We start from the raw sequence: 24628 nt of genomic DNA, 5'->3' as shown, positions 1-24628 counted from the left end.
AAGAAAAAGGACTATCCAAGGGATGGTCCTTTTTTGTATCTATCATAAAGGATTGAAACGAGTTTAGAAGATAAAAATATCACACGAAAAGGAAGTGTCGGCAGAAAGTCATAATTATACAAAAAGAAATACAAAAATGTATATATAAGGTCTTGATTAATAAGTTATAAATGTTAGAATGGTCTCGTAATGAACGTGTTTTTTTTCACAAGTGGGGAGATATAAGGGGAGGTTACAAAAAGATGAAAAAGATTTCTTTGATTATGGCTAGTGTGCTGTCCGTTGGTTTATTAGCTGGTTGTGGTGCTACAGAAACACCAAAAACAGAAACTCCTGTAGCAGAAAATCAAACTCCAGCTGCAAGCGTATCTATAGCAGATGCTAAAGATGGCGTATATTACGCACAACAGAATGATCCAGAAGCTGATTGGAATTATGCTGTAACAGTAAACGTTGCAGGCGGTAAGTTCACAGATGTTAACTGGACAGGTATCAGCAAAAATGCAGGTCCTGATAAAAAAGCTGTATCTGAATCTGGTGAATATGGCATGAAAAAAGCAGGAGCTCAAGCTGAATGGCACGAACAAGCTGAAAAAGTTGAGCAATTCCTAATTGAAAAACAAGATTTATCGGCAATGGCTCCTAACGAAGAAGGTAAAACTGACGCAATTTCTGGCGTTTCCATTAAAGTGAAAGACTTCACCTCACTGGTTAATCAAGCACTTGCTGCTGGTCCTGTTGAGCCTGGTAAATATAAAGATGGTTCTTACAAAGCTGAAGGTACACCAGATGATAAAGGAAACAAAACAACTGTTGACCTGACTGTATTGAATGGTAATATCGTAGCTGTTAACTGGAATAGCCTCGATGCTGAAGGCAAAGACAAAAAGACTTTGTCTAAAGAAGGTACATATGCCATGAAAGCAGCAGGTGCTCAAGCAGAATGGCATGAGCAAGCCGCTAAAGCTGAGCAAGCTCTTATCGAAAAACAAGATCCTGCAGCTATCGTAGTAGATGCAGAAGGTAAAACTGACGCAATCTCTGGCGTTTCTATTAAAGTAGGAGAGTTCCTTGAGCTGACAACTAAAGCTCTGGAAGGTGCTATGAAATAAGCGTATTTTTTAACTGCATTTTCCAAATTTGTTAACCATTCCGACAAAACGCTGCCCATATTTCGCAGCGTTTTGTCGAGGTAATATTTTTACGCAATTTTTCATTTCTTATGCTCAATTAATCGAAAGAAGAGGTATCGACATGAAGAAAATTGTTGTGCTGGGCGGAGGATACGGTGGTGTCTTGACAGCGAAAAAGCTGGCGAAGAAATTCAAAAAAGACAGTAACGTAAAAATTACTCTGATTGACCGTAAGCCTTTCCACACGCTTCTTACTGAGTTGCATGAAGTTGCTGCAAATCGTGTAGAAGAAGAATCTATTAAGATCGATTTGAAAAAGATTTTTGCAAATCGCAACGTAGATGTTGTTCTTGATGAGATTACTAACATCGATTTTGCAGGACAAAAGCTTCAATCCGAAAACACTACGTATGAGTATGACTATCTGGTACTTGGCACAGGTTGTAAGCCATCATTCTTCGGAATTTCGGGTGCAGAAGAGAACTCCTTCTCTCTTTGGTCCTATGAAGATGCTGTAAACTTGCGTGAGCAATTCCGCAAAATGTTTATCGAGGCTTCCAAAGAAACTAACAAGCAAAAACGTGCAGATATGCTTACTTTTGTAGTTGTAGGTGCTGGTTTCACAGGTATTGAAATGGTCGGCGAACTAGCTGAGTTCCGTGACGAACTATGTGAAATATATGCAATTGATCCTTCCGAAGTGAAGTTGCACGTAGCAGATATGGCTCCAAAAATCCTGCCAATCCTGCCAGACAAACTGATCCAGAAGTCTGAAAGATATCTTCAAAAGCTAGATATTAACATTATCACTAACAGCAAAATCACTGGTGTTAGTAAAGATGGTGTTGAACTAGGTGAAAAGGGTTTACTTCGCTCTAAAACAGTAATTTGGACAGCTGGGGTTGAAGGGGCAGACTTGTTAGAGAGCGTTGAGCTTGAACAAAAAGGACGCAAACGTATCGTTGTTACTGATAAACTGCAAAGTCCTGAATATAATAATGTATATGTAGTTGGGGATAACATTTTCTTCATTCCTGAGGGAGAAGAACGTCCAGTTCCTCAAATGGTTGAGAACGCAGAACACTCTGCACCAGTTGTTGCTCATAACATTCATGCTGACATTACTGGTGGCACGAAAAAATCGTACAAACCTGTTTTCCACGGTAGCATGGTTTGTATCGGTAGCCGTTATGGTGTAGCAAACGTAGGTTTCCCGGGCAAGATGTTTATGCTGTCTGGATTTATGGCAATGCTTTCCAAGCACTTTATTAATTTGGTTTATTTCTTCCAAGTAGCTGGTTTTAACAAATGTTGGTCTTATCTCATTCACGAATTTTTCAATGTGAAAAACAGAAGAAGTTTCTTGGGCGGTCACTTTAGCAAACGTTCTCCAAACTTCTGGCTTGTACCTTTACGTATTTACCTAGGTTATATGTGGTTAGCAGAAGGTTTGGCTAAACTGCCTAAAGTACTTGAAAATCCAGGTAATATTTTCTTAATCCCACCATCTCCTCATGCGGTTGATGGGGCATCAGCGGCTTCACAAGCAGTAACAGACGTAACTCAAACGGTAGATGCTTCTTCTGCGGCATCTGCAGTTCAAGGTGCAGCAGATGCTGTACAAGCGCTACCAGTTCCAGGATTTGTCGAAAGCATTGTTAGCTGGTCAATGGATCTGTTGTTCTACAATGCAGATGGTAGTTATACAGCACTTGCAACAATCTTCCAAACAGGTATGGTATTTGCTGAGATAATCTTTGGTGCATTACTCATCCTTGGTTTGTTCACAGCGGTTTCTGCTATCTTCACAATCAAAATGGGCCTAATGATCTGGGTTTCTGGTATGGCTCCATATGAAATGCTATGGTTCCTTACAGGTGGATGTGCACTGATTGGTGGTTCCGGAAGTACGCTTGGTCTGGACTACTATGTCCTTCCAAAACTGAAAAAAGCTTGGAAAAAATTGCCGATTGTAAAACGTTGGTATATCTATACTGACTAATCGATAATTACAATAAAGAGGAGGGGGAATGTGCCATAGTTGTACATCCCCTCTTTTTTAACAGATTCGAATAGATACTGTATAACATTCTTATCCGACATTCGGATATTTTTACTTTGATTCAACCGTAGGATTGGCAAAACCAACTCCGATACAGTAACATTGATATTAAAATGTAATATGTAGTATGGGTATAGAAATACGGTTTGGTACGGGAAAGCAATGAGTAGGGGATGATATCTGTTGAAAATGATTCGGGAGACCTTACAGCAAATTGAGGAACAGCTGGCACCGGAAGCATTCCTGCAAGTAAAAGGTGAAACACGATTGTTAGAGGAAATGGCTACACTTCTGCAATCATCCACTCTTCCACATGAGCGAAAACAGACGATTCTAGGTTGCTACGCCCTGCTTACGGCTGCGTATGCCAAGCACAGCAAGCTGTCTTATCAAAATCCAGAACTGGCAAAAGAGATTATCGATGGTGACTATTTGCAAAGCTTTTATTATGAGTATGCTTTTAATCATGGGGAAAGGGAACTGGTCCTCTATCTTGCACCAGTGATGAAACAGATACAGATTAAAAAGCTTGAGGGTAAACCTACTGATCGTTTGTTACTTAATAAGATGAAAAGTTTTGTAGACAAAGTAGATAGACAGGTGACTTATGAAGTTAGCCGAACTTCTTGACATTGACTTAAAAAAAATAGATCGCGAAATGACATGGATGATAAAAGCTGACCTGGATCTGCCTATGTTTTTTGGAATAGCAGGTAATATCATTCATATGATTGAAGCAGGTGGGAAACGGTTGCGTCCTATGATGGTCATCGTAGGCAGTCGATTTGGTCGAATAACAGATCCTAAACTGGTACTGCGCCTTGCTGCTGTGACTGAATTTATTCATGTAGCTTCTTTAATCCATGATGATGTGATAGATAAAGCGGAGACAAGACGTGGTCAACCTACCTTGCACGTTAAAACAGATGTTCAAACGGCTGTATATACCGCTAACTATATGATGGCTCGAGTAGTAGAACTACTGGCAGCACAGGAACAGGAACAAGAAGATAACTCTTACTTAAAGGAGTTGTCAGGCTTACTAACTTCTCAATTATGCCTGGGTGAGTATCAACAGATGAATAATCGTTTCAATTTTGATCTACCTATGGAAACATATCTAAGTAAAACCCGTAACAAAACGGCCATCCTTATGTCCAGTTGTCTGGAAGTGGGAGCAAAGCTGGCAAAGGCTGATGAGGAGGTTGTATGTAAGCTTTCTCAATTTGGAGATCATCTAGGCATGGCTTTTCAGATTCGGGATGACATGCTAGATTTCATTCAGACCTCCGCAGTATTAGGAAAACCAGCCGGGAGTGACTTGGCTAATGGAAACATTACCTTACCTGTACTCTATGCCCTACAAGATGAAAGATTGGCACCAAAAGTGAGAAGGCTTAATGATAACTCTACCCAAGAAGAGATAGGGCAGGTTGTATCAGACATAGTGAACAGCAAAATTCTACATATGGTTGATAAAACTGCTGAAGAATATCTGAGCGCAGCAAGAAAAATTGCTGAAGAGTTGGTTGATTTCCGTGCTAGCAAAGATCTCGAGATACTGCTTGCTTATTTTGGTAAACGGGTTTTTTAGTAGCAACAAAACGGTCATGACCGTTTTGTTGGACCGCAAGCGGTCATATCCAATGTTATGAAAAATGTCGAGACGTTTTTCACAGAAAAAAGGCTCATAAGAAATATGTCAATTACACGCGGAATGAATTGCTTCTAAGGCTGAGGCAGTCGTATTTCCGCGTTTTTTTATTCATATCCTCCTCCTAATCCCCATATTTTACCTAATAGCATCACGTAAATCTCTACATTATGAACTGTTCCCTTTGCATATCAAATATTAAAACTATAACAAATTTTCTAATATATGGTATTATCAATTCCAGCTACCTTTCAATTTATATTCCAATTAAAGAACTTGTGTTCCTATATTGAGATTGTAGTAAATGAAAGCGGAGGTGTGCAAGAATTGATTCAATATGTTAAGGAAATGAGATCGCTTATTGGACAAAAACCGCTCCTTCTTTGTGGTTCCAGCGTTATTATTCTTGATCTGGCCGGAAAAGTCTTGTTATTGCAAAGACAAGATAATCATTGCTGGTGCTTTCCAGGGGGTTCCATGGATCTAGGGGAAAGCTTAGAAGAAACAGCGAAAAGAGAGGTCCTTGAAGAAACTGGGGTGACCATAACTACTATGGAGATGTTCGGGGTTTTTTCAGGTGAGGAACTACATTATACTTACCCGCATGGAGATGAGGTCTATAATGTTGATGTTACGTTCATTTCCACTGAGTACGAAGGACAGGTTCAAATAGACGAGGAAAGCTTGGATTTTGACTTTTTTTCACTGGATAACCTACCTACTCCTATTAGCCCTCCAAGCATACCGATACTACGAGAGCTATGTAAGAGAAAAGGAAGCAGTCTACATATGTAAACAAAATAAGAGCCCGCAGTTACTATTCAAGTAGCTGCGGGCTTTCACATTCGTTGCTATATCCGATTTATATATTTTCCTACATACGAGTCACATAAAAATCAATAAGCGTACACGCAAGTATCACCATACTTATCACTTGGTTCAACTTATAGGAAGCAATTTTCATCGTTTTTCGGTTTGATGGTCTGATGATCTTATGTTCAGTAAGCAATAGGATAATAGAAACACCAATTCCGAATAGATAAATGAACCCTAAATCTTGATAAAAGTACAGGAAAAGTAACAAGAGAACCATAATAAAATGAAGTCCGCGGGCAATCCACAGTGACTTTGTTAAGCCGAAATAGCTAGGAACAGACCAAAGGCCTGTTTCCCGATCAAATTCAATATCCTGCGTCGCATAAATGATATCAAATCCTGCAATCCATAGCATCACAATTGTACCTAACACAAATGGCACAAAGTCAAACTGACCTGTAACCGCAAACCAAGCACCAATCGGAGCAGAAGCGATCGTAAAGCCAAGATACAGGTGGCAAAGCCAGGTGAAACGCTTCGTATAAGAATAGGAAGAAATTAACAAAATGGCGATTGGTGATAAAGCAAAACAAAGCGGGTTAAGCATATAAGCGGCAAAAATTAGTACTGTATAGTTGATCACAATAAAAAGAATCACTTCTTTATCCTGTAACAATCGCTGTGGCAGATGGCGATGGCTCGTGCGTGGATTCTTCTCATCAAATTCTTTATCTACCAGGCGGTTAAAGGCATTTGCACCGTTCCTGGCTGCAACTAGTGCGATGAGCGACCAGATTAAGACGTGACTTGAAGCCATACCTCCCGCTGCCCATACCATCGCAATGATGGCAAAGGGCAGAGAGAAGAGGGTATGGGAGAACATCACAAGCTCGCCGAACAATCTGGTTTTTTGTAAGATGAGTCTCAAAAACGTTTCCCTCCTTGAAAAAATACACAAGTACAACAGGTATTACTTGTATGACACAGGTTTAGTCGTTACTTGGATTGAAACGACTGCTTTAAGGCATCCAGCATTTCCGTGATATTTTGCTCAGTGATAATAAGCGGTGGCTGGAATGCAATAACGTTACGGCCGATTCCATTTTTCCCAATAATAAAGCCACGTTCCTTCATTTCTTCCAAGATTTTATCAACCAGTAGTGCACCTCTATCTGGATCTTCGGCATGAAGCTCACAAGCGATCATTAAACCCTTACCACGTACATCTGAAATGGCTGTAAACATTGTCTGAAGCTCACGTAAGCCCTTCTGAAACATGTTACCAAGCTTACTGGCTCTCTCAACCAGGTTTTCATTCTGGATGTAGGAGAGGACAGCTAATGCTGTTACAGCAGAGACAGGGTTTCCGCCTAATGTAGATGCGGAAGGTCGATTATAATGAGCAGCGATTTCATCCGTTGTGGCAAAAGCAGCAATAGGAATACCGTTCCCCAAAGCTTTTGCCATCGTCATAATATCAGGAACAATCCCGTAATGCTCTATGGCAAACATTTTACCTGTGCGTCCAAATCCAGTTTGTACTTCATCAATAATCAACAGAACGTTATATGCTTCAAGAAGTTTTTTCGCTTGTTGGAAGTACCAGAGTGGAGGAGAAATAATACCGCCATTCCCTTGAATCGGCTCAGCAATCATGGCAGCAATTTGGTCGCCTTTTTCTTCTAAGACCTTGCGTAAAGCATCCAGAGAGCGTTTTGCTGCCTCTTCTTCACCGAGCTTAAGGTCGAATGGACGAGGGATGAACGTTACGCCTTCATCCAGATAATTATCAGATCTCCACATAGGAATTCCTGTGACGCTCATCGTCAGGAATGTACGGCCATGCAGGCCATATTCAAAGGCAATAAATTCTTTTTTTCCCGTAGCGAAGCGAGCGAGGGTAAGAGCACCCTCGTTTGCTTCCGATCCACTGTTAACAAAAAACGTACGATTCAAGTCTCCAGGCAACACTTCTGCCATTTTTTCTGCCAGCTCTACATTTGGTTCGGTTAGATAAATATTGCAGGTATGCTGAAGTGTTTCCAGTTGCTTTCGGGTAGCCTCTGTAATTACCGGATTGCAGTGTCCGCAGGCAACAACAGAAACACCAGAGAAAAAGTCAGTATATGTTTTGCCAGACTCATCAAACAAGTATTGCATTTCCCCGCGTACAAATTGCGGGGGATTTTTGTAGAAGTGTGCCGTACAAGGATAAAAATAAGATTTTCTTTTTTCTAAAATGGCTTCTGCTCCAAGAAAAGTTGTCATATTTATCGTGATCCCCTTCCCTTATTCAAATGATAGTGTCCCAAATGTGAAGCCTGCTGAGACAGGGGAGAGCTGATCAAACTGTGCTTTTGCTTGATCTGGATTAGCAAGAGCTTTTTGATATGAGCGAATAATGGTTTGCAATTGTTCGGTTTTATAAGTTGCTCCTTCGATTCGGAAATGACTTACTCCAGCATCGAGCAAAGGTTTCAGGATAGGAAGCAAGCATAATTCCTTTCCAGTAGTTAAGTGATTGCGACCAAACTGATCCATGTATACTGGATTCTCACCCTTATCTGTTAAGAGCACGAGATATTTATTATCAACATATTTATTATTTTCTTCAGCAATTGGCTGCCATTGGTTAATGTTCTCGTATAGATCATGTTCAAGATACATGACAACAGGAGTCCCGTGAACCACAATTTCTACAGGCAATGGAGATTGGTGGATAAATGAGTTCAATTTGTCTGCTTTTAGCTCAACAGATGCTAGTGCTCTGTTTAGTCCAAATTGTTGATACAGTTCAACAGCTTTGTGATTAAACAGATTGAGAGAGAGATCTGCTACCATAGGAAGTTCATACTTTTGGAAATGATGCATGGCTCCAATGTTTGTAACGAGTAAACCATCTAGTTCCCCATTCATATTAGCCAGGTATTGACTATATTGGTCAAATTGTAATCCAAACATCATACGTGGCATGCCTAGATAGATCTTGGAGTTCCCTTTTATCTCTGTAAGCTGACGAATTTGTTGTTTGGTAAACGGCAAGTCTGGCAAGAATACATCACCCGCAAGGTAAATGTTTTCAACGCCTTCTGTAATTGCCATCTCCGCTTGCTCCATATTATTTACACGGACACTTAGCTCACCTTTTGTTTGTATGGGCGCATCTTTTGGAGTGATGGCTCTTTCAAGAATCTGAATCCGTTCTTCTGTAATTTCACGTTCCGTTGTTGGGGTACTGAATACTTTACCTGTACTGTAAAACTTGCCTGTTCCTTCATAACGACGATTGATATAATCCAGACCTGGCTGACCAAAAGCATAGCCTGTACTGAAATCACGCTTACGATTATCAAATAGGTATTCTTTATCTTTTTGACGATCAAAGCCAATTGGATCATCGATGTAACGGTCAATTGCGTCACCGTAGCTGTTAATCAGTGACACGAGGAATTCTTTGTCACGCATACGTCCTTCAATTTTGAAAGAAGTAACGCCAGCTTCAATCAGTTCTGGAATGTGTTCATACATGTACATGTCTTTTGCAGCAAGCGGATATTCAGTAGGGAAGACATACCCATCTTTTTTCACTCGATATTCCCAACGGCAAGGCTTCATGCATCTTCCGCGGTTGCTGCTATTACCAAACAGCATAGAGCTATATAAGCAGTTAGCTCCATGTACCGTACACATATCACCGTGCATGAAGTATTCCAGTTCCATACCAGTAGTGTCGTGTAGGTGTTTAGCAGTTTTTAAATCCATTTCACGTGAGGTAACAACACGTACTACACCAAGGGTTTTCAAGGCTTCCACCATTTCCACGTTATGAACGTTCATCATAACGGAAGAGTGAAGTGGGACCGTTATATTCTCTTCCTGAAGTAACGGGAAGACTGCCATATCTTGTACGAGAATGGCATCTGGCTTCACTTTTTCCAGGAACCGTAAATATTCTCTTGCTTCTTCGATTTCCGATTCATCGAATAGATTGTTTACTGTTACAAATAGGCGTTTTCCATGATCGTGGGCAATTTTGACTGCCATCTCCAGTTCTTCGTGGGACAGGTTATAACCTTTACGCATCATACGCATATTCAGCACAGGACCGCCCAGATAAATGGCGTCACAATTTGTTTCAACTATAGTTTGGAAGATTTCAAAAGTACCTGCGGGAGCAAGCAATTCCACTTCTTTTCCATTAAAAAAACGTGCCATATCTGTAATACCTCCAGTTAGATAATAAGTAGGGTAGCCAGTCCAATCGCAAAAAATAAACTTAAAAAGACCGTATCAGTTACCTTCCAGGTAAGTGTTTCATATTGACTCCTTGGCGCACCTAAAACAAAGCCGCGGGCTTCCATGGAGTTAACAAGATCTTCAGCGCGTCGAAAAGCGCCAACCGTAACGGGAACTAGTAGAGACATGAGCATCTTCCCCTTTTCTTTCCAGGGAAGGTCAGATAGTTCTGCGCCACGTGAGGCCTGCGCCTTTAAGATTTTTTGCGTCTCTTCAAAAATAGTCGGAATAAAACGAAGCGATATGCTGATCATAAGCCCCAATCGTTCAGGTGAGACCCCAAGAAAACGAAATGGTTCCAAGATACCCTCTACACCTTTCGTTAGCGTAAGGGGAGCAGTCGTAAAGGTTAATAGGGACGTAAACGATATCAGCAAGATCATTCGCCAAGCGGTTAAGAACGCTAATAAAATCCCTCCACGATAAATAGAAATAGGACCAAGCTCAACCAGCAATTCACCTTGGTTATGAAAGAATAGCTGGAATAAGAACAGAAACAGGATTAAAAATCGAAGAGGCCGTACTGCCTTGACAAAAAACGAAGCAGGAATCTTGCTGCTCGCCATGATCGCAATGGCAAAGGATGTAACAAGAAGCAAGTCCCATAATGAGTGAGCTATCATAATGATCACTACAAAGAGGAACATGCTCGTTATCTTTGCTCTGGGGTCCATTTTATGCAACCATGAATCCGTTTTGATATACCTTCCGAACATAACTTTGTCTACTAGCATAACTCTTCACCTGCTTCTTCCTTACCATTGCTCATCTTGCATAACGCTATCTGTTCTCCGAGATGCTTGGCCCAGCCCTCGGCAGATTGATCAGTCGGCAGAGGATGTCCAGGAAATCTTCGGCGATAGGCTTGCTGAAGACGGAGCATGGAAGGAATTCGAATCCTTAAATCGCTAAACATGGAAGATTGATTAGATAACTCCTCAGTTGTGCCATGAAAGGCAAGGCGACCATCTTTTAACACCATCACCTTGTCAGCATAAGCTAGAACTTCATCTAGCCGATGGGTAACAAGTAAAATAGTTTTTCCTTGTTCCTTGCAAAGACGATGTAAGAGTGATAACAGTTCTCGTCTGCTGACAGGATCAAGCGTTGCGGTAGGCTCATCCAGAATAAGAATATCTGGGTCCATCGCAAGAATAGAAGCAATGGCAACTTTCCTCATCTGTCCACCGCTTAGCTGAAAAGGATTTTTATTTAAAATGGATTCATCCAGGTCCAGTTGATGCAATGCTTGTTTTGCAAGACCAAGAGCTTCCTCTTTGGTTGCACCAAAGTTTTTCGGCCCAAAAGTAATCTCTTGTTCAACGGTCTCAGCAAAAAGTTGATGTTCTGGAAATTGAAAGACGAGCCCAATACGCTTACGTAGTTCACGGAGTCCTTTTGTCTTTTGATTCGGTTCAAGAGTGAAATCCATCACATGTACTTGTCCACTTGTTGGCAATAACAGCCCGTTGCAATGTTGAATCAAGGTTGATTTACCTGATCCACTTGGACCAATCAGGGCAGTGAAGCTACCAGAATCAAGTGAAAAACTAATGTTTTGCAATGCTGTTTCTTCTAACATGCTGCCAGCTTGATAAGCATGGGTTACGTTGTGGAATACAATTGCCATAATTCCTCCACCAGTTCTTCCTCATTATGATAAAGAGAAATATTTGGATGTGTTTTCTTTAATAATTGCGCCACTTCCATACTAAAAGGAGGAAGCAAATTACAAGCCTTAAGCCAATCTTCTCGTAAGAATAGCTGCTTGGGAGTGACATCAGCAAAAATTCTTCCATCTTTTATCGCAATAACCCGGTCACTTGCCAAGATTTCGTCTGCATCATGGGTAACGGTAATCGATGTAATACCACTTTCTTTATGAAGAACAGTAACGATTTGCGCCATTTCTTCCTTGGCACTTTCGTCTAGCATGGAAGTGGCTTCGTCCATAATCAGAATACGCGGTTGCATGGCAAAAACAGAAGCAAGTGCAACTTTTTGCTTTTGACCACCTGACAATTCAGCAGGGTGTTTATCCAGCAGATGGATAATTCCAAAACGTTCTGTTATTTCCTTCAACCGTATTTCCATCTCGGAATGACTTAGACAAAGGTTCTCTAACCCAAACAGAATGTCATCTTGAACCGTATTTCCCACAAATTGATTGTCCGGGTTTTGAAAAACCATTCCGATTATTTTTCGAATGGAAGAAATCGTTTCATCCCGTAGCTTCAAATGGTCAATTCGCACTGTTCCTGATAGGGGAACGAGCAAACCGTTTAATAATTTGGTTAAGGTAGACTTCCCAGAACCATTAGGACCTACGATCGTAACCCGTTCACCTTCAAACACTCGCAGTGAAATGTCAGTAAGCAAGGGTTCCTGTTTGGGATAGCCAAAGGAAACATGATCGATATCAATCAAGGCAAGTTGTTGCTTCATAAAATAGCTGACCCACCTTTCTATTTGGTTTGTGCAAATGGTTCAAATAGAGTGAGTCCAGATAATGACTTCACTAGATATTTGACAGCAATTCCAATAAAAATCCCAGTGATAATTCCTGTTATCATCAACACAGGAAGATAATAGAAAATTTTGGTTGTTTTGAAGATCATGAAAGCTGCAGTCAATTGTCCAATGTTATGTGCAATCCCACCAGCAATACTTATACCAATAAGACTAAATGATGAACCAAAGCCTCTGATTAGAAGGTACATTACAATAAAACTAAATATTGCACCAAAAATACTGAATAAAAAACTGGAAAAAGTACCAAAAATAAATGCAGTGAGTAAGGTTTTGAGCATAATCAATGACAACGCATCCCTGCCACGTAAAAACATAAGGCAGGTTAACACCATAATGTTGGCAAGACCCAGTTTTGCTCCAGGTACTTGAAGATTAATTGGAATCATAGACTCCACAATGCTAAGGACTACCGCTATGGCAGCAAAGATGGAAATGATTACGACCCTCTTAAGGGCGAGGGTTGCATCACTTTGTAATGACATCCAAATCAGCCCCCTCTTCACCACCAACTATTTCAACAAGTACACGATTTGGTAAGCAAACAATTGTCTGATAAGGTTCCGTAATGAAACCAAACGATTTACATACTTGATCGGCACAATCAGCTTCGTGCATTTCAATACCGTTATTATGAACCTTCAATACGTTTTTGCCGTGGGAGGTTTCAACTGTAATCATTTGTTCTTCCTCCGTTAGTGGAACTTTTTTGTATTCTTTATTGTCCACTGTTATCAAGGCATATCGCTGATCGTTGTGCTTTTTTTCACTACTATTATTGCCCAAAAAACGAGGTACGAGTAAAACTAGAGCAACAACCAGGACAACCCCGATTATTAGTAAGTCTCCACGTTTCATATTTTTCTCCTGAATAATATTTTTTTAGTATTTGTATCCGTTTCTACCATAAAATATTATACACGATTTTAACGATAAGTGTGTGATAGGTTTACTATCCAAAAAAAGAACAAAATGTTATAATGCGCCTCAGTAACAAACTGGAGGAGAACCATGTTGATACGAAAAATCTTATTTACAAGTTGTATGATACTTAGTCTTATTGTAATGGGTTGCGAGACCAAACCGAATGAAGAAACTGTGAACACTCAGATTCAACCAAAATCGCAGAGTTATTTTATCTATGATACACTCGTTACTGTTCGAGTTTATGATAATCAAGTAACCTCTCAACATTTTGCTGAACTTGATGAGCGCATGAAAGAAATTGAAGGTAAACTTAGTCGTACACTAAATACCAGCGAGCTTTACAAGGTGAATGAAAACGCAGGAATTTCGCCAGTTGTTGTATCAGACGAAACATATAAGGTTGTTGAAAAAGCAATGAAGTATGCAGAGGCATCCAATGGGAAATTTAACCCTGCAATTGGACCTTTGGTTAGTCTGTGGAATATTGGACATGAAAATGCACATGTTCCGACAGAGAATGAACTTGCTAAAACCATGCCTCTGATTAACTATCGTGATGTAGAGTTGAATGATGAACAGAAGAGTATTTACCTAAAAAAAGCAGGTATGGCAATTGACCTTGGTGGGATTGGAAAAGGATATGCTGCTGACCAAATAGCTGAATATCTTGTGGCGAATGAGCTCAATAGTGCCATAATTGATCTTGGTGGAAATATTTTTGCCCTAGGGAAAAAGCCAGATGGTAGCCAGTGGACGATTGGAATTCAAGACCCTGAAGTTAGTCGTGGTAACCAATTAGGTAAGTTAAAAGTGGAGAATAAAACGATTGTTACTTCCGGTGTTTATGAGCGTTACTTTGTAGAAGAAGGTAAGCATTATCACCATATTTTTGATCCATCAACAGGATTTCCGGCTGATAATGGTTTAGTTAGTGTCAGCATTATTACGGACCTCTCTGCTGATGCTGATGCCTTATCTACCACTGGGTTTGTTCTTGGTTTAAAAGAAGGCCTTGCTTTCATGGAGAAGCAGCCTAATGTGGAAGCAATTTTTATCACAAAAGATAAAAAGGTTTATATTACACCAGGCCTAGAGGGAAAATGGGAATTGACAAATGATTTGTACGAAATGGCCGACATATAAGTAAGAGTAACGGAAAAACCGGGGCAGAATTGCTCCGGTTTTTTTGAATGTATCAGAAAGTATCAACTTCAATGGATCACTTCCTGATACGCATGAAAAACATCCTCTAAGGAAGTACCAGCTTCTTCGAAAGGACTTCGATAGAAGTTTTTCTTATGCATACGTAGTCTAATAATGTCCAATTGTTTGGACTTTTTTATTTTCATCTGCTACAATATGGGCATGTAAAAATGTCTAAAATACTAGACGTTAGTGGTGATGTAATGAAAAACAAAATAAAAATGTTGCGCAAAAAATTAGGGATAACACAGGAACAGTTGGCAGAAGAATGTGGAGTTGTCAGACAAACCATAAATTGCATAGAGAACAATAAGTATGACCCCACGCTGGAACTTGCTTTTAAAATTGCAAATATACTAAAAATGAGAGTAGATGAGTTGTTTATTTATGAGTAAATATAACTCGAATTACATGATAACCATGAAAGACATAGTTAGGGAAGGCAATCCCATTCTTAGAGAAGTAACGAAGGAAGTAATGTTGCCTCTTTCTGAAGAGGATAAAGAAACGTTACGCTGTATGATGGATTTTTTAAAGAACAGCCAAGAGCCCGAAATCGCAAGGAAATATAAATTACGTGGTGGAGTAGGCTTATCAGCCAATCAAATTGGATTGAATAAACAAATGTTTGTCGCCTATTTTAGCGATGAAAAAGGAAAAGAACACGAATACACCGTTATCAACCCAAAGATTGTTTCCCACTCTGTTTCCATGACGTATTTGCCTGAGAGTGAAGGATGTCTCTCTGTTGATCGACCTGTACAAGGTTATGTTCCAAGATACGAGCGACTTAAAGTGAAGGGCTTCGATCTATCAGGAGAAGAGATCATGATAAAGCTAAGAGGATATGCATCAATCGTTATCCAGCATGAAATGGATCATTTGAATGGGATCATGTTTTTTGATCATATTGACCAGAAGCACCCGTATAAGCTGCCAAAGAATGTTGAAATTACAAGCTTATATGATCTGGAATAATTGATGAATAACGAACCCCTCCACTCAAGCTACGATCCTACTAAATGAAAATCTCCGGCCGCCTCGACCGGAGATTTTCGTTGGATATAGGTTCACGCAAAACCGTAATTTAGTTAGCCTTTAAATTGTTTGGCCAGCTCAGTAATTTTTTTACTCTTCAGGACCTGCTCCATTTGCCGCTCGGCGTCAATCACAACCTGTTGAATTAGGCACTCATTACCATGATTAAAGCTACATTCAAACATAGAGGTCGTACCTTCGATCGCATGGATGATATCCAGAAAGGAGATATCCTCTTGGTTGCGTTTGAGTCGGTATCCGCCATTTGCGCCTGATATGGAGTGGATTAAGCCCGCCTTGACCAGTTTGGTCAGCATTTTGGAAAGATAGGTCTGGGAAACTCCCAGTTTCTCAGCTAAAAGATGCACGCTCACGGGTTTATCTGGTGCTTCAGCTACCAGAAAAAGCATAGCATGGAGCGCATAGTCGGTTGCCTGTGAATACTTCATGAGACACCTCAATTGTGGATTTTATTAGTCTATAATAGAGTTAATTCGAGAATAAAGCAAGTATTTTAGTGAGCTGAATCATCATTTGTGTCTTTCCTACATCATTAGTATTCGTATTAGGGAGTCTATGCTTCCTTGTCGTACAAATGGTTGTTAACACTACGACTGATATAGTAATTATGACTTGCTGAGTCGCGTTTACCAAGGAGGTAACTCGCCCTAGCATGTTATGTGGTGCTAATTGAGAAAAGGCGAAGCTTGACACATCAATGACTTCAAGGATATTATAGATACAATAAGTCTTTGAATGAGTTGTGGACATGAGATTTTTAAAAGCGACGAAATATGCTCTGCACACCATGCTCATGCTCGTTTCCGCTTCTCCGGTTAAGCTGGTAGGCATCCAGAAGTTGGCCAAATCTCAAGATGCTTCACGAACATATTTTCCGAAATTTTAACGAGGAGTGGCAACTCAAAAAACGAAATTGTCGCACCTGGTTCAAAAATCAAACGCAAGTTAAAGGTTGAACGACTTTATTTTGAAAGAATGGTGATAGTTCTCTACATATAAGAACCCTTTTTTTACGTTTATTATAGATATAACAAGTCTTTAAAATCTGTATTAAAGGAGATGAGCTTCATGATTTACGATTGCGCCATTATTGGTGGAGGACCCGCAGGGTTGAATGCAGGCCTCGTGCTTGGTAGGGCAAGGCGAAGCGTGGCTTTGATCGACAACAATCGGCCCAGAAATGCTGTTACGCATGCGTCTCACGGCTTTATTACGAGAGACGGTGTAACGCCGGCCGAGTTCCGCCGCGTTGCTTATGAGGAGGTGCGGCGTTATCCGTCTGTCGATCATCTGCAAACCGAGGTTGTTTCGGTTGGCAAAATAGAATCCGGATTTGAAGTGCTTGATTCGACAGGCCTTCGTGTTAAAGCGCGAAAACTGATCTTGGCGACGGGGGTAAAGGAGATATTTCCCGAGATCGAAGGCTTTTATCCTCTATACGGGAAAAGTTTGTCTAATTGCCCCTATTGCGACGGCTGGGAGCTACGGGATCAACCGCTTGTCGTTGTTTCAGAATATCCGACCGTTTTTCATACGGCCAAACTACTCCTCAATTGGAGCAAGGATTTGGTCGTCTGCACGAACGGTCAGGCCCCCCTATTGGACGAGCAAAAAAAACAGCTTCATTCAAAGGGAATCGTGGTGATGGAGCAACCTGTTGCGGCTTTCATCGGCCAAAATGGGCGGCTTGAGCAGGTTCGCTTTGCGGATGGAACTCAAGTCCCGAGGACCGGTGGCTTCGTGTTTCCTAAATTCGTGCAAAGTGCACCGTTCGTAGAAAGTTTGGGCTGTGAAAAGACGGAGTTGGGCGGGATCAGGACTGACGAATCGGGAAGAACCTCGATACCTGGATTATATTCCGCTGGAGATGCTTCATACTTCCTACCTTCCCAATTGATTTTTGCCGCTGCTGACGGCAGCCGAACCGCTATGGGTGTAAATATGGATTTGACGAAGGAAGATTTCGAATGACGCATTAACCTCTATCTTCTTGTATTCGGGGGCTTTGTTGTGGAGCCGCCAAAGTAGGTCTACATGACAGGATAAGGCGAGCTGTTGCTTTGTTTAACAATAATTATCACAGGAATGAGTTAGCGTATGCTTCCCACGAAATTCTAACTAGAGGTGGTATAAAATCGTCCGAGTTTAGGGGTATTGCTATGAGGAGGTGATTACTGGCAGATGCGTACGAAGCAGTAAGAGCAAGAAATGGTAGAGATTTTACGATTACATGCTTGAAGAAATACAGGATCTCCGATGTACTGAGCGGATGAGTGAGTTGTTCATTCAGAATATGTGTATCAAATTATAAATGGGAGGAAGTTACAAATGACCATTTGCCACACTACGGATACTACCTTTAAAAATGATTTAAAAAGCGAAGGCCTTACACTAGTCAATTTTTGGGCACCTTGGTGCGGGCCCTGCCGTTTTTTTGGAACCATACTCGAAGATTTTGATCGGGAATATAGCAACGAAGTGAGAATCCTCAAAGTCAATATAGATGAACAACCCGAAATCGCCAGTCATTTTGGAATTATGAGCATTCCAACTACTATTCTGTTTAAAAATGGCGAGCCGATCGACAATATAAATGGAGCTGTTAGTATCGAAAAAATGAAACAATTCATATCCAGTAAAAAAAATTAGCACGACCTGAAGAACAATAAAATTTCCGAACTGGTCAAACAACTTAAAGGTTAACGAAAAATACTTATTACCAATTTGTTCTTTTATATTTCATGTTTCTTACCTATAAGAAACGTCCCGTGAAGAAGCATGGTTGTCAGCGTCTCCCTTTGAAGTCTACCTAGCTTCACAAGAAAGACCAGGGATCAAAAATCTGTCAAAGAAGCCACTACGTGTTTGGCCTCTTTGGCAGATTTCCCTGGGCTTTTTTGATAGATAAGAATTTATAGAAATTCTTAACTGCATAAGTGCAACTAAGGCTTTACCTGCGCCAGAGGCTTGGTAAAGCCAAGTTTTCTAACTGTATCAGAAAGTATAAACTTCGAAGGCTCATTTCCTGATACGCATGAAAAACATCCTCTAAGGAAGAACCAGCTTACGAAAGGACTTCGATAGAAGTTTTCTTATGAAGCGGACAGTGAATCCAACAGCGAACTTCAACAGGAGTGTAGCCGACAACCATGCTTCTTCCGCCTCCGGTCTCCGAATATAATAAAACCTACCAATCATATACAAAAGGGCAGTTTACAGTTTGCCAGCACCTATTCCACCAGTCACCACGTCTGTAAAACACTTGGTTTGTTTCATGCTTTTTACCAATGGTTTAAAAGTATATCGATTAGACCAAGGCATATACTGTTTGTATAAACGGATGGGGGTGAGCAAATGCAAACAATTTCCGTGCTGCTCCAAAAGAAAAATGAACGTTCCTTAGAACGTTTTCGAAATATATTGGATAACTTGTTAGAGCAATTGTCAGCCGAGCCTGTCAGAGTTAAGTGGGAAGAACATGAGACATTCGCTTACCATGAATTTCGCTTTGTTAGCTGGTCGAGAGAAGAATACACATGTGATTCTCTCGACTTTCTACGTTCATTCGTAGCATTAAGTCTGACGGAATGGACCTTGCAGGTTGTGGAAGTAGATGTGTTAAAAAGCTTTTTGAAGCGAAGAGAAGATACTTCTCTCGTCCAAAAATTTGATGAAATTTACCCATATATACAGTTTGTCTTCCATGAATTGGACGAGCTTAGAGAAAGCCTAAACAGAACCACACGCAGGGTTGCTGTTTTCGAGCAATATTACGAGTACTTGGATATGGAAGCGGCTATCTATGTAGAAGGTTTTGTCACATTCCGTTTAAAAAATTACTTGATGCTTTTGAACAAGGCATTGGTGATGGGGATGGAGCAATATCATCAGGACAAGGAGTATCAGGAGTTCGTTGAATTGTTACGTCATTTTGTATCCAAACAGGAACAAAAATACCCACTTGTTCATGTTGTACAAGCCTCTAAGGGAGAGTACATGGTTTATAATGAGCAAGACGAGAGAATTAATGTCGATGAGTGGAACAGTATCTTTCATTTTGATCGAGAGAGGCAAGAGGATTTTATTGTAAGTACCTTGATTACGTTAGCACCTGAAAAGATCTTTGTTCATCGTATTGACAGCAATAGTCTAATGGGACAAACCTTACGTACTATTTTTGGAGAACGCGTTATCAGTTGTTCCAGTTGTGCACATTGTCTGACCACTCAAGAATCCTTGACTTCCTTTTCACCGCTTACTATAATACATAAATAAACCATAGTGAAAATACAGTGAGAAGGACATGGATGTTATATCGTTCGTCATAGAGAAGCGGGTCATCGGCTGCAAGCCTGCTACGTAACGAATAATAATCTACCCCCTTCAAGTAGCTGCAGGGAAAGGCAAATGCCGATTAACTGCTAGCCGGCTTTATGCCGTTATCTTTTTCTGGAGGGATTTACGTTCCTGTTTATTTGGCGTAAATCTGAACTAGGGTGGTACCACGAGAATAGCGCTCGTCCCTTTATTGGGATGGGCGTTTTTTGCGTCTTCGAAGATGAGTTATGAAGAGGCATGTAGTTACTATTTATGTAGATGAGAAAGGAAGGAACAACAATCATGGCACAGGTGAAAATTACATTTCCAGACGGCGCTGTAAGAGAGTATGAAGCTGGTGTATCCGTAGAAGATATCGCAGGCTCAATCAGCACCAGCCTAAAGAAAAAAGCAGTTGCAGGGAAAGTAAACGGTAAGGTAGTAGACGTTTATGCTCCAATTAATGAGGATTCCCAAGTGGAAATCGTGACACTTGATACAGCGGACGGCCTAGAGGTATATCGTCACAGTTCTGCTCACTTACTGGCACAAGCGGTAAAACGTTTGTATGGAGCTGATGTAAAGCTAGGTATTGGACCAGTTATTGAAGATGGGTTCTACTATGATATGGACATTCCGGTTAGCTTGACTCCAGAAGATCTGGGCAAAATTGAAGCGGAAATGAACAAAATCATCAAGGAGAACTTGTCTATCGAGCGCAAGGAAGTTAGCCGTGAAGAAGCATTGGGCATTTTTACAGAGCTGAACGATCATTTGAAACTGGAACTGATCCGTGATCTGCCAGAGGATTCCACGATCACAATGTATTACCAGGGCGAATTCTTTGACCTGTGCCGTGGACCGCATCTTCCTTCCACTGGACATATTAAATCCTTCAAATTGATGAGTATCGCGGGTGCTTACTGGCGCGGAAACTCAGACAATCAAGTGCTTCAACGCGTATACGGAACAGCTTTCCCGAAAAAAGCGGACATGGACGAGTATCTGCACTTCCTGGAAGAGGCGAAAAAACGCGACCATCGTAAACTGGGTAAAGAATTGAACTTGTATATGTTCTCCGAAGAAGCTCCTGGTATGCCATTCTACCTGCCAAAGGGTATGACTGTTCGTACTCAGTTGGAGAACTTCTCCCGTCGTCTGCAAGAGTTGGCTGACTATGAAGAAGTACGTACACCATTTATGATGAACAAACGCCTGTGGGAGCAATCAGGTCACTGGGATCACTACCATGAGAATATGTACTTCTCTGAGGTAGATAACACTACGTTTGCCCTTAAACCAATGAACTGCCCAGGTCACATGTTGATTTATAAGAGTGAAATGCACTCCTACCGTGATCTGCCAATCCGTTACTCCGAGTTCGGGCAGGTGCATCGCCATGAGTTCTCAGGAGCTCTAAATGGTATGCTTCGCGTTCGTACATTCTGTCAAGATGATGCGCATGTGTTCGTACGACCTGATCAGATTGAAGAAGAAATCACGAACATGATTCAATTGATTGATAAAATTTATAGCGTATTTGGTTTCACATATTCCATTGAGCTATCCACACGTCCAGAAGATTCCATGGGATCTGATGAGCTATGGGATCTTGCAGAAAACTCCCTGAAAAATGTGTTGGATAAAATGGGTCGTGAATATGACATAAATGAAGGCGATGGAGCATTCTACGGTCCAAAAATTGACTTCCAGATTACGGATGCATTAAAACGTAGCCATCAGTGCGGAACGATCCAACTTGACTTCCAATTTCCTGAGAAATTTGACCTGAGCTATATCGGACAAGATAACGAGAAGCATCGCCCAGTTGTTCTTCACCGTGCCATGTATGGTTCTATTGACCGCTTCATTGGTATTCTGGTTGAACATTATGCGGGTGCATTCCCAACTTGGTTGTCTCCAATCCAGGCTCGCCTGATGACAATTAACGAGGTACACGTACCATTTGCCAAAGAAGTTCGCAAAAAAATGATGGAAGCTGGCATTCGTGTGGAACTGGATTCCCGTAATGAAAAAATCGGTTACAAAATCCGTGAAGCACAAATGGAAAAAATTCCTTACATGCTGGTTATTGGGGAAAAAGAGATGGAAGAGGGAGCACTCTCTGTTCGTAAACGCGGGGAAGGCGACTTAGGCAGCAAACCGGTTGATGAAGTAGTTGCTCATCTTCTGGAAGAAATTTCTACCCGTAAATAAAGATCAGGCTTGACAATTGCCTATTGTACCTGTAATATTATGTAGGTGTAAAACACACATTTCGAGAATCAAGCAGAAGCGCCCTGCTTCTCACCTGAATCGACGTCTAAGTAGACAGTTGACGGGTCTAACGTAGGCAAAGCCTCCGATTCATTTCGTTGTATTTGCTAAAGGTGAGACTAATGCGGGCGCTATGGCGTCCGCATTTTTTGCATGGACGACTTCCTATACAGATCGTCCATGCGGGTTGAAAAGCCTATTTTCAACTAAAATAGATAGCTTTTCTACTATCCGTTTTTGCTCTCGAAACAATATGGAGGTGGCAAATCATTAGCAAGGATCAAATGTTGGTGAATGAGGCGATTCGTGCTCGAGAAGTTCGCTTGATTGGTCAGAATGGTGACCAGCTAGGTGTAGTACCGATCAGAGAAGCACTGCGTATTGCTCAAGAAGCAGAACTAGATCTTGTAAACGTAGCTCCTACTGCTAAGCCGCCAGTATGCCGTATCATGGACTTTGGTAAGTTCAAATATGAGCAGGCGAAAAAAGAGAAGGAAGCTCGCAAGAATCAAAAGATCGTCGAATTAAAAGAAGTTCGTTTTTCTTCTAACATTGAAGAACACGATTTTCAAACGAAACTTCGCAATGTGCGTAAGTTTCTGGGAGATGAAGACAAAGTGAAATGCACTATTCGCTTTCGCGGTCGTGAAATCACCCACTCCGGAATCGGGCAGCAAGTGCTGGAGCGCGTAGCAGCTGATGTGGAAGAAATCGCAACAGTTGAGCGTAAGCCTAAAATCGAAGGTCGTAGCATGATCATGATTTTGGCTCCGAAAACGGATAAATAGGATACGAGACAGGAGGATTTTCTAATGCCTAAAATGAAAACTCACCGTGGAGCAGCAAAACGTTTCAAAAAGACTGGTAGCGGTCGTCTAAAACGTGATTCTGCTTACACTAGCCACTTGTTTGCTAACAAAAGCACAAAAGCTAAGCGTCATCTTCGCAAAGGCGGTTTGGTAGCTAAAGGTGACCAAAAACGCATTGAACAATTGCTTACTTACATGTAAGATCTGGATTTTTGCTCTTATCTTTTACGAAAATATAGCTAGCATGAGCTCCATAAGCGTCTGAATGAAGCGGACCGCCATGCTAAAGATCAGGAGGAATTAATTATGCCAAGAGTTAAAGGTGGCATTGTGACACGTCGTCGTCATAAAAAAGTATTGAAAATGGCCAAAGGATACTTTGGTTCTAAACACCGTCTGTTTAAATCCGCTAATTCGCAAGTAATGAAATCTCTGATGTACGCTTATCGCGACCGTCGTCAGAAAAAACGTGACTTCCGCAAACTGTGGATCACTCGTATCAACGCACAAGCTCGCATGAACGGTTTGTCTTACAGCCGTCTAATGCACGGTTTGAAATTGGCTGACGTTGAAGTAAACCGCAAAATGCTAGCTGACCTAGCTGTTAACGATAAAGCTGGTTTCGATAGCCTAGCTGAAGTTGCAAAAGCTAAACTGAACGCGTAATAGTGTTCAGTGTGAGAAGGACTGCCGATTATTTCGGCAGTCCTTTTTTGTCTATGTTTACTGGATTACGCTCATATTTTCGAAAATACCACTAGTAGGAATATATGCGACCCGGAAGTATTGGTTCCGCACCTCTATACGAAGTTCGATGAGGCAGGTCAATTTACGGATGAGATGGGCAAGCAATTGCTCGAGCAATTAATGGGCAAATTTGTAGAAAAAGTCGAACGACACATGCAGGCGTAAAAACAATCCCCACACCCGTTAGTTGGGTGTGGAGATTTCTACATCGGTGAGCAGTTTACATGAAGGGCCACTTTCCACTTGGGAGGTGGCTTTTTTGGCATATTTTTCAGGGACATACTCTAATCTCCAAAATAGGCTTTTGCAGGAGGAACCAATCAAGGATGATCTGTCATACATGTAGTGTATATTCGCTGATGGGTATTCATGTATTGGATAGCTTCACCCATTCGGCAAAAGTTTACTAAGTATCATATTTGGATGCTGGAGGTAGTAATCATGGATGATTTCCAAAACGAACTTAAAAAGTTGAAGGTTGACAAATTCGAGGGTAGAGATGTATCGCCTTGGGAAAATGAAAGTGAGCAAGATGCAATGCTAGTTCAGAGAAGATGCGGACGGTGTCACCACTGCTCGTGCAGTTGTTCCTGTAGCTGTTCATGCAGTTCATGCAGTTGTTCGTGCAGTTGTTCCTGTAGCTGTTTTTGCATCTTCTTCAATTGCTCTCGATGCAGTCGTTGTTCCCGTTGCTTCTAGGTTCCTAAAGGCAACTTTGAGTTACCTGAGAAAAAGAGATAGCCCCTGCATAGTCAAAATGTTTGGATAGCAGGGGCTATTTCTCTAAAAGTTCAGGTAT

General features: G+C 41.1%; 25 protein-coding genes. 16 read left to right on the top strand and 9 right to left on the bottom strand.

What is annotated here, in order from left to right:
• Positions 1-242: 242 nt before the first annotated feature.
• The 5 genes from LM917_RS02355 to LM917_RS02335 all read left to right on the top strand — a co-directional run bounded on the left by LM917_RS02355 (position 243) and on the right by LM917_RS02335 (position 5644).
• Positions 243-1112, top strand: a complete 870-nt coding sequence (locus tag LM917_RS02355) for an FMN-binding protein (protein ID WP_232695825.1) — start codon at positions 243-245, stop codon at positions 1110-1112.
• Between the two features lie 142 nt (positions 1113-1254).
• Complete coding sequence (locus LM917_RS02350; RefSeq protein ID WP_232695824.1) at positions 1255-3135, top strand: FAD-dependent oxidoreductase; 1881 nt, start codon at positions 1255-1257, stop codon at positions 3133-3135.
• 249 nt (positions 3136-3384) lie between these two features.
• On the top strand, positions 3385-3825 hold the full coding sequence (locus LM917_RS02345) for a hypothetical protein (RefSeq protein ID WP_232695976.1): 441 nt from the start codon (positions 3385-3387) through the stop codon (positions 3823-3825).
• On the top strand, positions 3803-4789 hold the full coding sequence (locus tag LM917_RS02340) for a polyprenyl synthetase family protein (protein ID WP_232695822.1): 987 nt from the start codon (positions 3803-3805) through the stop codon (positions 4787-4789). The genes LM917_RS02345 and LM917_RS02340 overlap by 23 nt, the downstream gene beginning before the upstream one ends.
• A gap of 387 nt (positions 4790-5176) precedes the next feature.
• Positions 5177-5644, top strand: a complete 468-nt coding sequence (locus LM917_RS02335; RefSeq protein ID WP_232695821.1) for an NUDIX hydrolase — start codon at positions 5177-5179, stop codon at positions 5642-5644.
• Between the two features lie 79 nt (positions 5645-5723).
• On the opposite strand, the gene LM917_RS02330 is transcribed toward LM917_RS02335, so the two are convergent.
• From LM917_RS02330 to LM917_RS02295, 8 genes are all read right to left on the bottom strand, one after another.
• Positions 5724-6593 (bottom strand): UbiA-like polyprenyltransferase, encoded by an 870-nt coding sequence (locus LM917_RS02330; RefSeq protein ID WP_255667867.1) that lies wholly within the window; start codon positions 6591-6593, stop codon positions 5724-5726.
• Between the two features lie 68 nt (positions 6594-6661).
• A complete protein-coding gene (locus LM917_RS02325; protein WP_232695820.1) occupies positions 6662-7933 on the bottom strand; it encodes an aspartate aminotransferase family protein in 1272 nt (423 codons plus the stop codon).
• A 21-nt stretch (positions 7934-7954) separates the two neighbouring features.
• Positions 7955-9880, bottom strand: a complete 1926-nt coding sequence (locus LM917_RS02320) for a peptidase U32 family protein (protein ID WP_232695819.1) — start codon at positions 9878-9880, stop codon at positions 7955-7957.
• Between the two features lie 17 nt (positions 9881-9897).
• Positions 9898-10695: an energy-coupling factor transporter transmembrane component T family protein gene (locus LM917_RS02315; protein WP_232695818.1), complete on the bottom strand. Its 798-nt coding sequence runs from the start codon at positions 10693-10695 to the stop codon at positions 9898-9900.
• Positions 10689-11591: an energy-coupling factor transporter ATPase gene (locus LM917_RS02310; RefSeq protein ID WP_232695817.1), complete on the bottom strand. Its 903-nt coding sequence runs from the start codon at positions 11589-11591 to the stop codon at positions 10689-10691. Before LM917_RS02310 ends, LM917_RS02315 begins: the two co-directional genes overlap by 7 nt.
• Positions 11567-12406 carry an ATP-binding cassette domain-containing protein gene (locus LM917_RS02305; protein ID WP_232695815.1) on the bottom strand — a complete coding sequence of 280 codons (840 nt, stop codon included), beginning with the start codon at positions 12404-12406 and terminating at the stop codon, positions 11567-11569. The genes LM917_RS02310 and LM917_RS02305 overlap by 25 nt, the downstream gene beginning before the upstream one ends.
• Positions 12407-12426: 20 nt before the next feature.
• Positions 12427-12975 (bottom strand): Gx transporter family protein, encoded by a 549-nt coding sequence (locus tag LM917_RS02300; protein ID WP_232695814.1) that lies wholly within the window; start codon positions 12973-12975, stop codon positions 12427-12429.
• Positions 12959-13348 carry a NusG domain II-containing protein gene (locus LM917_RS02295; RefSeq protein ID WP_232695812.1) on the bottom strand — a complete coding sequence of 130 codons (390 nt, stop codon included), beginning with the start codon at positions 13346-13348 and terminating at the stop codon, positions 12959-12961. Before LM917_RS02295 ends, LM917_RS02300 begins: the two co-directional genes overlap by 17 nt.
• A gap of 153 nt (positions 13349-13501) precedes the next feature.
• Between LM917_RS02295 and LM917_RS02290 the strand changes: the two genes are divergently transcribed.
• From LM917_RS02290 to def, 3 genes are all read left to right on the top strand, one after another.
• Positions 13502-14560 carry an FAD:protein FMN transferase gene (locus LM917_RS02290; RefSeq protein WP_232695810.1) on the top strand — a complete coding sequence of 353 codons (1059 nt, stop codon included), beginning with the start codon at positions 13502-13504 and terminating at the stop codon, positions 14558-14560.
• Positions 14561-14823: 263 nt separating this feature from the next.
• Complete coding sequence (locus tag LM917_RS02285; RefSeq protein ID WP_232695972.1) at positions 14824-15015, top strand: helix-turn-helix transcriptional regulator; 192 nt, start codon at positions 14824-14826, stop codon at positions 15013-15015.
• On the top strand, positions 15008-15598 hold the full coding sequence (gene def, locus LM917_RS02280) for a peptide deformylase (protein ID WP_232695809.1): 591 nt from the start codon (positions 15008-15010) through the stop codon (positions 15596-15598). The genes LM917_RS02285 and def overlap by 8 nt, the downstream gene beginning before the upstream one ends.
• 113 nt (positions 15599-15711) lie before the next feature.
• Here def and LM917_RS02275 read toward each other — a convergent pair whose 3' ends face one another.
• The gene (locus LM917_RS02275; protein ID WP_232695807.1) at positions 15712-16107 is read right to left on the bottom strand and encodes an RrF2 family transcriptional regulator; all 396 of its coding nucleotides are present in this window, start codon (positions 16105-16107) and stop codon (positions 15712-15714) included.
• Positions 16108-16747: 640 nt separating this feature from the next.
• Here LM917_RS02275 and LM917_RS02265 point away from each other — a divergent pair.
• From LM917_RS02265 to LM917_RS24700, 8 genes are all read left to right on the top strand, one after another.
• Positions 16748-17650, top strand: coding sequence for an NAD(P)/FAD-dependent oxidoreductase (locus LM917_RS02265; RefSeq protein WP_232695806.1), 903 nt, complete (start codon positions 16748-16750; stop codon positions 17648-17650).
• A 357-nt stretch (positions 17651-18007) separates the two neighbouring features.
• A complete protein-coding gene (gene trxA, locus LM917_RS02260; protein WP_232695805.1) occupies positions 18008-18328 on the top strand; it encodes a thioredoxin in 321 nt (106 codons plus the stop codon).
• Between the two features lie 705 nt (positions 18329-19033).
• Positions 19034-19954, top strand: coding sequence for a putative sporulation protein YtxC (gene ytxC / locus LM917_RS02255; RefSeq protein WP_232695804.1), 921 nt, complete (start codon positions 19034-19036; stop codon positions 19952-19954).
• 345 nt (positions 19955-20299) lie between these two features.
• Positions 20300-22213 carry a threonine--tRNA ligase gene (gene thrS / locus LM917_RS02250; protein WP_232695802.1) on the top strand — a complete coding sequence of 638 codons (1914 nt, stop codon included), beginning with the start codon at positions 20300-20302 and terminating at the stop codon, positions 22211-22213.
• A 344-nt stretch (positions 22214-22557) separates the two neighbouring features.
• Positions 22558-23061: a translation initiation factor IF-3 gene (gene infC / locus LM917_RS02245; protein ID WP_232695801.1), complete on the top strand. Its 504-nt coding sequence runs from the start codon at positions 22558-22560 to the stop codon at positions 23059-23061.
• 24 nt (positions 23062-23085) lie between these two features.
• Complete coding sequence (gene rpmI / locus LM917_RS02240; RefSeq protein WP_232695799.1) at positions 23086-23283, top strand: 50S ribosomal protein L35; 198 nt, start codon at positions 23086-23088, stop codon at positions 23281-23283.
• Between the two features lie 105 nt (positions 23284-23388).
• Positions 23389-23748 (top strand): 50S ribosomal protein L20, encoded by a 360-nt coding sequence (gene rplT / locus LM917_RS02235; protein ID WP_232695796.1) that lies wholly within the window; start codon positions 23389-23391, stop codon positions 23746-23748.
• 450 nt (positions 23749-24198) lie between these two features.
• The gene (locus LM917_RS24700) at positions 24199-24528 is read left to right on the top strand and encodes a heterocycloanthracin/sonorensin family bacteriocin (RefSeq protein ID WP_373688745.1); all 330 of its coding nucleotides are present in this window, start codon (positions 24199-24201) and stop codon (positions 24526-24528) included.
• Positions 24529-24628: the final 100 nt, after the last annotated feature.

It is taken from the genome of Brevibacillus daliensis, assembly GCF_021245735.1.
GTDB classification, from domain to species: domain Bacteria; phylum Bacillota; class Bacilli; order Brevibacillales; family Brevibacillaceae; genus Brevibacillus_B; species Brevibacillus_B daliensis.
The sequence above is the reverse complement of the archived record's forward strand: the minus strand, read 5'-3'. Positions and strand labels throughout refer to the sequence as shown.